Source organism: Devosia albogilva (genome assembly GCF_042685625.1).
Classification (GTDB): Bacteria; Pseudomonadota; Alphaproteobacteria; order Rhizobiales; family Devosiaceae; genus Devosia; species Devosia albogilva.
On record NZ_JBHUNP010000001.1, the window covers coordinates 2,420,553 to 2,434,214 of the forward strand.

At 65.9% G+C, this 13,662-nt stretch carries 14 protein-coding genes; 7 read left to right on the forward strand and 7 right to left on the reverse strand.

The features are described 5' to 3' along the window. The first annotated feature begins 86 nt into the window (after positions 1–86). Both ACFSX5_RS12180 and ACFSX5_RS12185 read left to right on the forward strand, forming a co-directional pair. Entirely contained in the window at positions 87–935 is an 849-nt protein-coding gene (locus tag ACFSX5_RS12180) for an aminoglycoside phosphotransferase family protein (RefSeq protein WP_386833749.1), read from the forward strand. A 12-nt stretch (positions 936–947) separates the two neighbouring features. Continuing rightward, positions 948–1,448 carry a CAP domain-containing protein gene (locus tag ACFSX5_RS12185; protein WP_386833750.1) on the forward strand — a complete coding sequence of 167 codons (501 nt, stop codon included), beginning with the start codon at positions 948–950 and terminating at the stop codon, positions 1,446–1,448. Positions 1,449–1,452: 4 nt separating this feature from the next. Here the strand turns inward: ACFSX5_RS12185 and glpK are convergent, their stop codons facing one another. After that, positions 1,453–2,940 (reverse strand): glycerol kinase GlpK, encoded by a 1,488-nt coding sequence (gene glpK, locus ACFSX5_RS12190; RefSeq protein ID WP_386833752.1) that lies wholly within the window; start codon positions 2,938–2,940, stop codon positions 1,453–1,455. Between the two features lie 18 nt (positions 2,941–2,958). Beyond that, the gene (gene glpD / locus ACFSX5_RS12195; protein WP_386833753.1) at positions 2,959–4,446 is read right to left on the reverse strand and encodes a glycerol-3-phosphate dehydrogenase; all 1,488 of its coding nucleotides are present in this window, start codon (positions 4,444–4,446) and stop codon (positions 2,959–2,961) included. A 149-nt stretch (positions 4,447–4,595) separates the two neighbouring features. Between glpD and ACFSX5_RS12200 the strand changes: the two genes are divergently transcribed. Then, positions 4,596–5,531 carry an AEC family transporter gene (locus tag ACFSX5_RS12200; RefSeq protein ID WP_386833754.1) on the forward strand — a complete coding sequence of 312 codons (936 nt, stop codon included), beginning with the start codon at positions 4,596–4,598 and terminating at the stop codon, positions 5,529–5,531. 40 nt (positions 5,532–5,571) lie between these two features. After that, complete coding sequence (locus tag ACFSX5_RS12205; protein ID WP_386833755.1) at positions 5,572–6,501, forward strand: 2-hydroxyacid dehydrogenase; 930 nt, start codon at positions 5,572–5,574, stop codon at positions 6,499–6,501. A gap of 17 nt (positions 6,502–6,518) precedes the next feature. Here ACFSX5_RS12205 and ACFSX5_RS12210 read toward each other — a convergent pair whose 3' ends face one another. After that, positions 6,519–6,857 (reverse strand): cupin domain-containing protein, encoded by a 339-nt coding sequence (locus ACFSX5_RS12210; RefSeq protein WP_386833756.1) that lies wholly within the window; start codon positions 6,855–6,857, stop codon positions 6,519–6,521. 57 nt (positions 6,858–6,914) lie between these two features. Next, positions 6,915–7,379, reverse strand: a complete 465-nt coding sequence (locus ACFSX5_RS12215) for a GNAT family N-acetyltransferase (protein ID WP_386833758.1) — start codon at positions 7,377–7,379, stop codon at positions 6,915–6,917. Between the two features lie 83 nt (positions 7,380–7,462). On the opposite strand from ACFSX5_RS12215, the gene ACFSX5_RS12220 reads away from it, so the two are divergent. Next, the gene (locus ACFSX5_RS12220; RefSeq protein WP_386833760.1) at positions 7,463–9,103 is read left to right on the forward strand and encodes an alpha-glucosidase family protein; all 1,641 of its coding nucleotides are present in this window, start codon (positions 7,463–7,465) and stop codon (positions 9,101–9,103) included. 38 nt (positions 9,104–9,141) lie between these two features. On the opposite strand, the gene ACFSX5_RS12225 is transcribed toward ACFSX5_RS12220, so the two are convergent. Genes ACFSX5_RS12225 through ACFSX5_RS12235 form a run of 3 tightly spaced genes read right to left on the reverse strand, consistent with a single transcriptional unit; the run spans position 9,142 to position 11,713 of the window. Further along, positions 9,142–9,417 (reverse strand): hypothetical protein, encoded by a 276-nt coding sequence (locus tag ACFSX5_RS12225; protein ID WP_386833761.1) that lies wholly within the window; start codon positions 9,415–9,417, stop codon positions 9,142–9,144. 22 nt (positions 9,418–9,439) lie between these two features. Continuing rightward, entirely contained in the window at positions 9,440–10,543 is a 1,104-nt protein-coding gene (locus ACFSX5_RS12230) for an AbrB family transcriptional regulator (RefSeq protein ID WP_386833763.1), read from the reverse strand. Next, positions 10,544–11,713 carry a M20 aminoacylase family protein gene (locus ACFSX5_RS12235; protein ID WP_386833765.1) on the reverse strand — a complete coding sequence of 390 codons (1,170 nt, stop codon included), beginning with the start codon at positions 11,711–11,713 and terminating at the stop codon, positions 10,544–10,546. It abuts the gene before it with no gap. Positions 11,714–11,896: 183 nt separating this feature from the next. Here ACFSX5_RS12235 and ACFSX5_RS12240 point away from each other — a divergent pair, with 183 nt between their 5' ends. Together ACFSX5_RS12240 and ACFSX5_RS12245 are read left to right on the forward strand one after the other, a co-directional pair. Beyond that, a complete protein-coding gene (locus ACFSX5_RS12240; RefSeq protein WP_386833767.1) occupies positions 11,897–12,655 on the forward strand; it encodes an electron transfer flavoprotein subunit beta/FixA family protein in 759 nt (252 codons plus the stop codon). Continuing rightward, a complete protein-coding gene (locus ACFSX5_RS12245) occupies positions 12,655–13,575 on the forward strand; it encodes an electron transfer flavoprotein subunit alpha/FixB family protein (RefSeq protein WP_386833768.1) in 921 nt (306 codons plus the stop codon). The genes ACFSX5_RS12240 and ACFSX5_RS12245 overlap by 1 nt, the downstream gene beginning before the upstream one ends. Positions 13,576–13,662: the final 87 nt, after the last annotated feature.

A 13,662-nucleotide genomic window follows, 5' to 3' on the forward strand; every position in this document is an offset into this window, starting at 1 on the left:
CGCAAACGCCGCAATTCCATCACCTTTCGCCGTCAACAGGCGACATGCCGTCGCAACATCCCTCCGCTTCTGTTCTAATGCCGGCCATGAATCAGTCGCCTGTCGAGACGGCGCTCAGCCGCGCCATGATCCGCTGGTCGCTCACCAAGTCCACGCCGGTGACGGAAACGCCACGCAGTTGGATCTTCCGCGTCGAGCAGAACGGCCGCAACTTCGCCGCCCTCAAGATCCTCAAGCCGGATGTATCGGAAGAAGAGGGCAGGGGTGCCCGCCTGCTGCAATGGTACGGCGGCGACGGCGCGGCCACCATGTTCGACATGCATGGCGACACCATCTTCATGGAGTGGCTCGACGGCAAGACACTCGGCGATGCCGTCCGGGCCGGCCATGACGAGGAGGCGACCATTGCCATCGCTACGGTGGTCGGCAATCTGCACCGCCCCCGCCCCGACGCTCCTGAAGGTCTGATGCCGCTGCGCCAGCGCTTCCAGGCCCTGTTCGATACCGATGTCCGCGCCTGGCCGCACACCGCCCGCGATCTCTATGCCCGCGCCAGCGGCATCGCCCTGAAGCTCTTCGACAAGCCCGCCGCGCAGGTGCCGCTGCATGGCGATCTCCACCACGACAACATCCTCTCCTCGGACCGCGGATGGCTCGCCATCGACCCCAAGGGACTGATCGGTGACCCCGCCTACGAGGTGGCGAACGCCTTCCGCAACCCACAGGGTGCGACGAACCTTGCGGCCGATCCGCGCCGCATCGCGCAGATGGCCGATATCTTCGCGGCACGCCTCGGCTTCAACCGCAAACGCATCCTCGGCTATGCCGCCGCCCATTCCGGTCTCAGCGTCTGCTGGGACCTGGCCGCCGGCAATCCCATCACCACCGACCTTGCCGTCCTGCCGCCGCTGCTCGCGGCCTATGATCGGGCCTGATCCGGAGCCTCGATGTCCGTCCTCAAGCGACGCCACTTCCTCGTCCTCGGCGCCGCCGCTGCGCTCGCCGCCTGCTCCACGACGGTGCCGGTCCTGCCCAAGCTGGCAAGTTCCCCGGAGACCCTTTCCGACGAAGAGATCGTGGCGGCGATCAACGCGACGCGCCGGGCCAATGGCGCTCCGCCCTGGACCTACAACACCCGTCTCGAGGATGCCGCCCGCGCCCAGGCGCGCTTGATGGCCAGCCGCGACACCCTCAGCCACGATCTCGGCACCACTCTGCGCGAACGCGTCACCGCCGCCGGCTATATGGGAGCGGTCGGCGAGAACGTGGCCAAGGGCTACGCCACGCTGCCCGCCGCCATCGAAGGCTGGCTCGGCTCCTCCGGCCACCGCTCGACCCTCCTGAGCCACCGCTTTACGGAGTTCGGCCTCGCGGCCGCCCGCACCGGCAGCGGCAAGGTGTACTGGGCCATGATCGCCGGCGGCAGCTTCCAGGCCTGGATGCAGTAGCGCCCTACTGCGTCAGCGTCCGGCGCACGGCCGCGTCCCAGCCCCGCACCTTCTGCTCGCGAACCGCCGCATCCATCTGCGGTTCGAAGCGATGGTCACGCGCCCAACTCGCCGCGAATTCCGCCATGCCCGGCCACACTCCCGCGCGGGAGCCGGCAAGCCAGGCCGCACCCAGCGCAGTCGTTTCGAGGATCACCGGCCGGTCCACCGGCGCATCCAGGATGTCGGCGAGAAACTGCATGGCCCAGTCGGAAGCGACCATGCCGCCATCGACGCGCAGCACCGTGTCGCCGCCGCCGCGCCAGTCCTTGCGCATCGCCTCCAGCAGATCCCGCGTCTGATACGACACGGATTCGAGCGCCGCCCGCGCGATCTCGGCTGGTCCGGTGTTGCGCGTCAGCCCGTAAATGGCGCCGCGCGCGTCTGCATCCCACCAGGGCGCCCCGAGCCCGACGAAAGCGGGCACCATATAGACGTGCTGACCCGGGTCGGCCTGTGCCGCGAGTGGTCCGGTCTCGCTCGCATGCTGCACCAGCTTCAGCCCATCGCGTATCCACTGCACCGCGGCTCCGGCCACGAAGATCGAGCCTTCGAGCGCGTAGGTGGTCACGCCATCGAGCCGATAGGCGATGGTGGTCAGCAGCCGGTTCTCGCTGCGGCAGAGGTCGGTGCCGGTGTTGAGCACCGCGAAGCACCCAGTGCCATAGGTCGATTTCAGCATGCCCGGCTCGAAGCAGGCCTGCCCGATAGTGGCGGCATGCTGGTCACCGGCAACCCCGAGAATCGGGATGGCCGCCCCGAACATCGCCGGGTCCGTAGCGCCGAAGTCCGCCGCACAATCCTTCACCTCCGGCAGCATCTGCTCCGGCACGCCGAACAACTGCAGCAGTTCAGCGTCCCACTGGTTCTTGGCGATGTCGAACAGCAGGGTGCGGGCCGCATTGGTCGCATCGGTCGCGTGGGCCTTGCCGCCGGTCAGCCGCCAGATCAGGAAGGTGTCGACCGTGCCGAACACCAAATCGCCGCCCTGCGCACGCTCCCGCGCACTGTCCACGTTGTCCAACAGCCATTCGAGCTTGGTCCCGGCGAAATAGGGGTCCAGCAACAGGCCGGTCTTGCGGGTGATCGTCGCCTCGTGCCCCGCCGCCTTCAGCTCCGCGCAGCGCCGGCTGGTGCGACGGTCCTGCCAGACGATGGCGTTGTGGATTGGCTTGCCGGTGGCGCGCTCCCACACCAGCGTTGTCTCCCGCTGATTGGTGATGCCGAGCGCCGCGACCTGCCCGGCCCCGATCCCGGCCTGGGCCAGCGCCGTCTTCACCGACCAGACGACACTCTCCCAGATCTCCTCCGGGTCGTGTTCAACCCAGCCGTCCTGCGGAAAAAGCTGCGTGAACTCCCGCTGCCCGACCCCCACGATCCTGCGCTCGGCATCGAACACAATCGCCCGCGACGAAGTCGTTCCCTGGTCGATCGCCAGCACAAATCCGCTCATGATTCCTCCCCTGGTACCCTACTGCGCCAAATAGGCGTCGAGCCGCGCCGTGTCGTCGGCGCTGACCCGCAGCCCCAGCTTGGTGCGCCGCCACAACACGTCTTGTGCCGTCTTCGCCCATTCGTTGGCAACGAGGTAGTCGACCTCGGCCGCGTAGAGGTCCGACCCGAAGTTTTCCCCCAGCGCCTCCACCGTCCGCCGCTCGCTGAGCAGCACCCGCGCCTTGCTCCCATAGAGCCGCATCAGCCGGCGAAGCAGGGCAGGGGGGAGTTGCGGATAGTCGAGCTGCAGCCGCCGCACCTGCGGCTCGAATTCGAGCGGGCCGAAGTCGCCGCCCGGCAAGGTGCTGCCCTTGGTCCATGCCTTGCCGCGCTGGCCGAGCACGCCCTCGATCTTCTCCATCACCGACTCGGCGAGCCGCCGCGAGGTCGTGAGCTTGCCGCCGAACACGTTGACCATGGCCCCCGTGGCGATGTCGCCATCGACCTTCAGCACATAATCGCGCGTCGCTTCCTGCGCGGCGCTGGCGCCATCGTCGAACAGTGGCCGCACCCCGGAATAGCTCCACACGATCTGGTCCTGCGTGACCGGCTTGGCGAAATACTCGCTCGCGGCAGAAAGCAGGTAGGCGGTCTCCTCCGGCGTGATCGCCACATCCTTGGGATCGCCGTGGTAGTCGCGATCGGTGGTGCCGATCAGGGTGAAATCGTCCTGGTACGGAATGGCAAAGATGATGCGCCCATCGGCGTTCTGGAAGATGTAGCAGCGGTCGTGGTCGTAGAGCTTGCGGACAACGATATGGCTGCCCTGGACCAGCCGGACATTGCGCTTGCCGTTGTTGTGCACCACGCCGTTGATGACCTGGTCGACCCAGGGGCCGCCGGCATTGACCAGCAATCGAGCGCGAACCTCGCGCTGACCATCCGGGCCTTCCAGTGTCGCAACCCAGCCGCCATTGTCGCGCCGTGCCGAGGCCACCTTGGTGCGCACCAGGATGTCGGCACCGCGATCCGCGGCATCGCGCGCGTTGAGCACCACGAAACGCGCGTCATCCACCCAACAGTCGGAATACTCGAATCCCAGCCGATAGCCGGGCTTCAGCGGCTTGCCGGTCTCATGCCGGGTGAGGTCCAGTGTTTTGGTCGCCGGCAGCAGTCGCCGGCCGCCGAGATTGTCGTACATGGCGAGGCCCGCCCGCAGCACGATGGCAGGGCGCAGCCCCTTGTGGTGCGGCAGCACGAACCTTAGCGGCCAGATGATGTGCGGCGCTTCGGCCCACAAGACCTCCCGCTCCGCCAGCGCCTCGGCAACCAGCCGGAACTCGTAGTGTTCGAGATAGCGCAGGCCGCCATGTACCAGCTTGGTCGCGGCCGACGAGGTGCCGGAGGCGAGGTCGTTCATTTCCGCCAGGGCAACGGTGAAGCCGCGGCCCACCGCGTCGCGGGCGACGCTGACGCCATTGATGCCCCCGCCGATCACAAGAATATCGACATTGTCCTTCGGCATCTGGTTCTCCGTTTCGGCTGGCTTTCGCTTGTACGCGGTTCCCCGGACAACGAAAAGCATCAGCTTTCGTTTATTCTTCCATACAAGGTTGCGTTGACCGGCCGTCCTGGCGCGCGTAGGCAGGGGCTGTCTCTGTGCGGAAACCCAGCATGCTCGCCATCGTCAACGTCATCGCGCCCATCTTCGCGCTGATGGCACTCGGTTACTTTGCCGTGAGGCTCCGTGCTTTCCCCGCAGAGGGCATTCGCGGTCTCATCGCCTTCGTGAACAACTTCGCGACCCCCTGCCTGCTGTTCTATTCCCTGATCAACAGCGATCTGGTGTCAGCGTTCAACATCGCGATCATCGCGCCGTACTACATCGGCGCAATAATCTGCTTCGTGGCCGGGATTCTGCTGGCGGTGAAGCTCTTCGGGAATCGCCCGGGCGAGGCGGTTTCAGCCGGATTTTCGGCCATGTTCACCAACACCGTCCTCATTGGCCTGCCCATCATTCAGCGCGCTTACGGCGCAGAAGCCCTGCCGGTCACCTTGTCGATCATCGGCCTGCACGGCGCCATTCTGCTGACGCTTGCGATGCTGACTATGGAGTTCATGCGCCGCGACGGGCAGTCGCTGGGCAAGACCATGGCAGTAGCCCTTCGCCGTGTGGGTTCAAATCCACTCATTTGGGGCATCGCTGCCGGCATGATCGGCTATTTCAGTGGCCTTGAACTCATTGAGCCGGCGGACGCCTTTTTCCTGATGATGATGCAGGCGGTGGTCCCTGTTGCCTTGTTCGGCATCGGCGGCGCTCTCAACGAGTACCGGCTGTCGGATAGCTGGCGGCAGGCGGTGGTAGCGAGCGTGTTGAAGCTCATCCTCCACCCTCTCATCGCCTATGTGCTGATGGTGCCGGTGCTCGGCGTACCGATCGAGATCGCCCGCTACGGCATCCTGCTGTCGGCCATGCCGCCGGGCGTGAACATCTACGTCTTCGCCACCTACTACAATCGCGGCGTGAGCGTTGCTGCCAACACCATCCTCATCGCCACCCTGGCCTCGGCGGTGACGGTATCGGTGTGGCTTTACATTCTCGGCGCCTGAGGCCGCTTGCCAGACGCGTTTCGGCAGCTATGGTCGGTCTATGACCATCGAACTGCTCCAGACCCACAAGCTCCTCGACACCTGCGAAGCCGGCCTCGCCGAGCGCTACACCGTGCACAAGCTGCACGAAGCCAGCGACCGCGAAGCCCTGCTGAACGAAATCGGCCCGCGCATCCGTGCCATTGCCGGCGGCAATGTCGACGGCGCGCTGATGGGTCGGCTGCCCAAGCTCGAGATCATCGCCAATTTCGGCGTCGGCTACGACAGCATCGACACCAAGGCCGCCCGCGAGCGCAACATCCGCGTCACCAACACGCCCGGCGTGCTGGACGATGCTGTTGCCGAGATCGCTATGGCGCTGATGATCGGGCTGTCGCGCCAACTGCCGCAAGCGGATCGCTTCACCCGTGAGGGCCGCTGGGAGCAGGGCAACTATCCCTTCACCACCGAACTGCGCGGCAAGACCGTCGGCATCCTCGGACTCGGCCGCATCGGCAAGGAGATCGCCGCCCGCGCCCAGGCAATGAAGATGCGCATCGTCTATCATGGCCGCAACCGGCAGCCGACCGAACCCCACGTCTACTATGACAATCTCGAAGAAATGGCGCGCGACAGCGACTGGCTGGTCATCGTGGCTCCGGGCGGCCCCGAGACCAACGGTATCGTCTCGCGCCAGGTGCTCGAGGCGCTCGGCCCCGAGGGGCGGCTGGTCAACGTCGCCCGCGGCAGCCTCGTCGATGAGCAGGCGATGATCGAACTGCTCGAAACCGGCGGGATTGGCGGCGCCGGTCTCGACGTCTTCGCCGACGAACCCCGCGTCCCCGAGCGCCTGCGCAAACTCGACAACGTCGTCCTGACACCCCACTACGCCAGCGCCACCCGCACCACCCGCGACGCCATGGGCGCCCTGGTCCTCAAGAACCTCAAGGCGCACTTCAACGGCGACCCGCTACCGAGCGCGGTGGTGTAGACTACCGCTTCGGCCGATCACTCCAGGTTCGTCTGCTCCATCGTTCCAGCGGCGTGGATGCAGACCAGTTCCAGCCGTCCGTCACCGATATTGGTGAACTTGTGCGGCACGCCGGCGGGCACGACGGCAATGTCGTTGGCGCCGGCCTCGAACTGCTCGTCGCCCGCAACGAACAGGGCCCGCCCCGACTTCACGATCCAGGTCTCGGGATAGGGGTGGGTGTGCAGCACCGGCCCCTGGCCGGGGTCGTTGTCCACCGAGAAGAACGAGATACCGGTGCCGTAGGCATCACCCTCGAAGCGGATGGTGCGGCTCTTGGTGACCGGCCGGTCGGCGGCGCGCAGCAGATGTGCCATGGTGTGTCCTCCATATCTGCCCATGCGACGAGCGGCATCGGCCCGGTTCGACACCAATCATGCACTGATTTCGAACACCGCGTGCGCCTCGTCCGAGACCGTCAGCGTGTCCACGTGCCGCCAGCCGGCGGCCTCGAACAGCGCCATCGCTTCGGCCGTCAGGGCATAAACTCTGGTGTATCCCAGCCGCTTTGCCTCGTGCCGGGCCCGTTGCAGCAGCAGGAGACCGACACCGCGGCGGCGCCAGCGGGGATCGACCACCAGCCCTCCGATCCACGGCGAGCGCTCGGTCACCAGCCCGCCCGAACTGACGGTAAGGGCGCAAGTGCCGACCGCCGCCTCGCCGTTCAGCGCGACAATCCCGAGTGGCAGCCGGTCACGCTGGAGCCTCTCGCTCAGTTCCGCCCGCGCCGAGGCGCCGCCGGGATGGTACCAGTCTGCCCAGACCGACTCCATCAGCTCCACCAGCGCCCCGATCACCTCCGGCCGGTCGGCCAGCAATTCGGTGTGAAGTGCGTCCAATCGTGGCTCCCATTCCGTCCCCGCGATTCCAAACCGGGCCGCATCAGGCTAGCTTGCGTCCCTTGCAGCAGACGGAGACGGCAATGAACGAATGGTGGCGGGGCGGCGTTATCTACCAAGTCTACCCCCGGTCCTTTCAGGACACCAATGGCGACGGAGTAGGTGACCTTGCCGGCATCATCCACCGGCTCGACCATATCCAGAGCCTCGGCGTCGACTGCATCTGGCTGTCGCCGATCCAGCAATCGCCTCAGGACGACATGGGCTACGATGTCTCCGACTATCTGGAGGTCGACAGGCTCTTCGGCTCGCTTCAGGATTTCGATTCGCTGATCGAACAGGCCCATGCCCGCGGTCTCAAGGTCATCATGGACCAGGTGGTCAGCCACACCTCCGACCAGCACCCCTGGTTCCAGGAGTCTCGCCTGTCCCGCACCAACCGGCGCGCCGACTGGTATGTGTGGGCGGATCCGCTGCCCGACGGCTCACCACCGAACAATTGGCCGGCGGTCTTTGGCGGCCGCGCCTGGGAATGGAACCCCACGCGAGGGCAGTACTACCTGCACAACTTCCTTGCCTCCCAGCCCGACCTCAACTTTCACAACGAGGAAGTCCAGCAGGCGGTGCTCGACGTCATGCGCTTCTGGCTCGAGCGCGGCGTCGACGGCTTCCGCCTCGATACGGTCAACTACTACTTCCATGACAAGCGGCTGCGCTCCAACCCGCCCAACCGGGTGCGCGGCGAGCACCTGCCCTATGCCGTGAACCCCTATGACATGCAGGAGCACAAATTCTCCAAGTCCCAGCCGGAGAACCTCGCCTTCCTCAAACGCGTGCGGGCCCTGCTCGAACAGTACCCCGGCACCACTTCCGTCGGCGAGGTGGGCGACTCGCACAAGTCGGTACCGTTGATGGCTCAGTACACCTCGGGCGGCGACACGCTCCATATGTGCTACGGCTTCGATTTCCTCGGGGACGAGTTCACCGCCCGCCATTTCCGCAGTCGGCTCGAGACCTTCTTCAAGGTGGGGCCCGATGGCTGGCCATGCTGGAGCTTCTCCAACCACGACGTGCCGCGCCATGTCACCCGTTGGGCGCCGCACAGCGTGTCGCGCGAGGACCTCGCTCGCCAGTCGGCCGCGCTGGTGCTGAGCCTGCGGGGCTCGGTCTGCCTCTATCAGGGTGAGGAACTCGGCCTGCCCGAAACCGATCTGCTGTTCGAGGAACTGACCGACCCGCGCGGCATCCGCTTCTGGCCCGAAGACAAGGGCCGCGATGGCTGCCGTACGCCCATTCCGTGGGAAGAGGGCGAAGCGCCCAACGGCTTCACCACCGGCACGCCCTGGCTACCGGTTAAGCCGGCACAATCGGCGCTCAACGTTGCCGCGCAAGAGGGCGACGACAACTCGACCCTCGCCTTCTACCGCACCATTCTTGCCTGGCGCAAAACGCACCCCGAACTCGCCCTCGGCGACATTCGCTTCTTCAACACCGCCGAGCCGGTACTCGCTTTTCGGCGCGAACACGACGGTCAGGCCATGCTCTGCGCCTTCAATCTCTCCGCAGAGCCGTGCGACCTGACAGTCTCCGGTGCCCGCGGCGCCGCACTGGAAGAGGTGTCTCGCGGCGCGACACTTTCGGGCCGGTCGCTGCGCCTCGAAGCCAATGGCTTCGCCTTCATCCCCATCGCGGGCGAGAGCACAGCCCGGGTGAGCTACCGATAGGAAAAAGCCCTCACCCTTGGGTGAGGGTTGTCCGAAGATCAGCCGACTCGGCGGAAGTTCAGCGGCTCGAAGAACTGCATCTCTTCGGTGCCGTCCGGCTGGCGCACATAGGCGCGGATGCAGCCGCTCCACATCTCGACGCGGGTGGCGTCGACGCCGTAGGAGCGCAGCATCTGCTGGTTGTAATCATTGATTTCTGCCTCGCTGAAGCGGTCGCGCGGCAGGCTGAACGTGCCGCTACAGATCGGGGCGGCCATTGCGGGCGCGGAGGCGATCGCGGCGATGGCGATGCCGACAAGAAGCGATTTCTTCATCAGGTGAACTCCGGTTCTGCGTTCAGTCATCTCGCCCGATTGTGGCGGTCTCGCGTCGCTGAATCAGCGCCACAACCAGCGGGATGGCAAAGGTCAGCAACATCAGCCTGACGACATGATGGGCGGCTATGAAAGCCGTGTCATATCCCAAGGCAATGCCGAGCGCACCCATTCCCTCGAGCGCACCCGGCGCCAGTCCGATCCATATCTGGGCAAACGGGATGCTCACGACAAGGCTCACGCCCCAGGCGACCGCAGTCACGATCACCAGTGTCATCAGCGTGGCGATCACTCCACCCTTGGCTGCCGCCATGAACTCGCGCCGGGTGATGCCGGCGAAGCGCGAGCCGATCAGTGCCCCCGTCAGCACGAAGGTGATGATCGCCAATGGTTCGGGAATGGCCGCGGTATAAAGGCCCGCCAGCTTGGCGGCCGTGGAAGCCGCCATTGCCCCCAGCACCAGTCCCGCCGGCACCTTCAGCCGCACGAACACCAGCCCCACGACCACGCAGCCTGCAGCAAGCATCAGCAGTTCGAGCACGCCGAGCGTCCCGAAATCCGCCGCAGGCGTGAATTCCGCCACCGGCAGGAACATCGCCCCGATCGGCACAGCGACCGTCAGCATCAGGATGCGGATAACCTGGATGATGGCGATCTGCCGCGCGTCGCCCACCCCGGCGCTGGCAATGGCCATGACAAAAGACAGGTGCCCGGGAAACGAGCTGAGATAGGCCGTGCCGCGATCAAGCCCGAAGCGGCGCTGCAGCATCCAGCCGGTCAGCCCGATGATCAGCACCAGCTCCAGCACCAGCCCCGCCAGGCTCGCGGGCCAACTGGGGAGCAGGGAAAGGCTATCGGGCGCCACGCTCGCACCCATGGACATGCCGATCAGGACGAACACCACGTCCCGGAGCCGGTTCGGCATGGCGACCGGCACGCCAGCCATGGCGGCCACTGATACCACCAGAGCGCCACCCATGATCCAGCCGGCCGGCAGGCCGAGCAGTGTCGCGACGCCCCCACCGGCGGCGGCGAGCGCGATCGTCAACAGCGAGGGAACGAGGAACGTCATCAGCCTGTCGCGGCGGCTATCGGGATAGGGCTGCCGCCAGGCGGCAACCGGCACTCACCGCGCCGGCAGCGCCTTCTCGACCAGCCGCACCCAATAGCTGGTGCCCACCGGAATGGCCTCGTCGTTGAAGTCGTAGGTGTCGGTGTGGAGTTCCGATGTGTCGCCATTGCCGAGGAAGATGTACGCGCCCGGACGCTTCTCGAGCATGAAGGAAAAGTCCTCACCGCCCATTGATGGCGGTGCATCGGTGTCCACCCGATCCACGCCCACCACCTCGGCAGCGACATTCGCGGCAAAGGCGGTCTGCTCGGGCGTATTCACCGTCACCGGATAACCGCGGGCATAGCGCACGCTTGCCTCCGCGCCGAAGCTCTTGGCGAACTGCGGCACGAACTCGGCCAGCCGATCCTCGATCATGTCCTGCACCGCCCCGTCCAGCGTCCGCACGGTGCCGGTGATCTTGGCGGTTCGCGAGATCACGTTGTCGGCCTCGCCCGCTTCCATCATCGTCACCGACAGCACGGCACTCGAGAGCGGGTCGATGTTGCGCGACACGATGGTCTGCAGCGCCGTGACCAGTTGCGCTCCGACGATGATCGGATCGATGGTCTCGTGCGGCCGGGCGGCGTGGCCGCCCTTGCCGGTGATGTCGATATAGAAGCGGTCGGTCGCCGCCATGATGCCGCCGGCGCGGATACCGAACGTGCCGACCGGCATGCCGGGCCAGTTGTGCATGCCGTAGAATTCGTCGATGGCGACGCGGTCCAGCAGACCGTCCTCGAGCATCACCTTGCCGCCGCCACCGCCTTCCTCCGCCGGCTGGAAGATCAGCGCCACCCGGCCCTCGAAATTGCGCGTCTCGGCCAGGTATTTCGCCGCGCCCAGCAGCATTGCCGTGTGCCCGTCATGCCCGCAGGCATGCATCTTGCCGTCTACGGTTGAAGCATAGGGCTTGCCGGACTTCTCGGTCATCGGCAGCGCATCCATATCGGCGCGGAGCCCGATCGTGCGCCCGCCTTCGGTGCTGCGCCCGTTGATGATGCCGACCACCCCGTTGGTCGCGAGGCCGGTGATCACCTCGTCACAGCCGAATTCCCGCAGCTTCTCCGCCACGATGGCGCCGGTCCGAGCGGTATCGAACAGCACCTCCGGATGGGCATGAAGATCGCGCCGCCAGGCGGTGATCTCGTCATGGAATTCGGCGATGCGATTGATGATCGGCATGAAGGCTCCGACGCGGCTGACTGGATGCGACAATGTCGCTGCCCCAACAGATGGCGTCAACAGCGCCCTTGCCGCAGCACCGCGTTCCAACATTGGCGCGCAGGGCCGAACCGAATTCTCCTCCTGCGCCTTGCCCGCTCCGGGGCTTTTTGCCAGAAAGCCCGCAACCTGCCGGAGCCGCCAATGAAGATCCTCGTCGCCGTCAAGCGGGTGGTGGACCACAACGTCCGCATCCGAGTCCGTCCCGATGGAACCGGGGTGGAAACCAATGGCGTGCGCATGTCCATGAACCCGTTCTGCAAGCACGCCGTGGAAGCTGCCGTGCAACTGGCCGAAGCCGGCCAGGCGAGCGAAATCGTGGTGGTCTCCATCGGCCCCAAGCCGGCGACCGATGTGATCCTCACTGCACTCGCCATGGGCGCCCATCGCGGCATCCTGGTCGAGGCCGATCAGCCGCTCGAAACCCTCGCCATCGCCAAGCTGCTGGCAAAGGTGGTCGAAGAGGAGCAGCCGGACCTGGTGCTGCTCGGCAAGCAGGCGGTGGATGACGATTCCAACCACGTCGGCCAGATGCTCGCGGCCCTGACCAACCGCCCGCAGGCGACTTTCGCATCCGAAATCAAGGCGTTAGGAGATAGGCTCGAGGTCACCCGCGAGGTCGACTATGGCCGCGAAACCGTCGCCCTGCCGCTGCCCGCGATCGTTACCGCCGACCTCCGGCTCAACACGCCCAGGAATGCGGCGCTGCCGATGGTGATGAAGGCGCGGTCCAAGCCGCTGGCCACCCGTCCGGTCGCCGAGTTCGGCGTCGATCTTGCCCCGCGCCTCACCGTCGAGAAGGTCTCGCCGCCGCCGGAGCGTCGGGCAGGTAGCCAGGTCGGTACGGCCTCCGAACTGGCGACGCTAATTGCCTCTGACGTCGACGCGATGGAGGCGCTGTGATGAGCGTTCTGGTTCTCGCCGAAGTCGACAACGGTGTTCTGGCCCCCGCCACTGCTCGCATCGTTGCCGGTGCTGCCGACCTTGGTCCGGTGGATGTACTGGTCGTCGGACCGGCTGCTGCGGCTTCTGCTGCAGCGGCGCTTCAGCAGGTGAATCGGGTGTTTTCCGTTACCGCTGAGCCGGTAGCGGACGGTTTGGCGACACTTATCGAGACTTTTGCGCACGATTATGCATATCTCGTCGCTGCAGCCTCCTCGGTGGGCAAGGACGTCATCCCGCGCATCGCCGCCCGGCTCGACATCATGCCGGTGACGGACATTACCAGGATCCTCTCGCCGGAACGTTTCGAGCGGCCGATCTATGCCGGCAATGCCATCGAAACAGTGCGCGATCCGCAACCGAAGCATCTGCTGACCCTGCGCGCGTCCGCCTTCCGGCCGGTCGCCACCGGCGGCAACGCCACGGTCGAGCAACGCGACATCTCCGTAGCTGCTGCCGCGCGGATCATTGCGACGCACCGCACCGAGAGCGATTCACCCGACCTCGCCACGGCCCAGATCGTGGCGGGTGGCGGAGTGTCGGTCGGCTCGGCCGAGAACTTCAAGCTGATCGAGCGGCTGGCGAAGACTCTGGGCGCTGCGGTCGGGGCGACCCGGGCGGCGGTTGACGCCGGCTACGCCCCCAACGACTGGCAGGTGGGCCAGACCGGCAAGGTGATCGCGCCCGATCTCTATATCGCCGTCGGCATCTCCGGAGCGCTCCAGCATCTCGCCGGCATCCAGGGCGCCAAGAAGATCATCGCCATCAACACCGATCCCGAAGCGCCGATCGTCAAGATCGCCGACCTGGCGCTGATCGGCGACCTGTTCACCGTGGTACCCGAGCTGATCGCGGAGCTGGAGAAACGCAAACCCTCGTAGACCTCATGGTGAGCTCGTCGAACCACGAGGTCGGTGCTACCGGACCTCGCCCTACGACAGGCTCAGGATGCAGTGCTCCTGGAAATC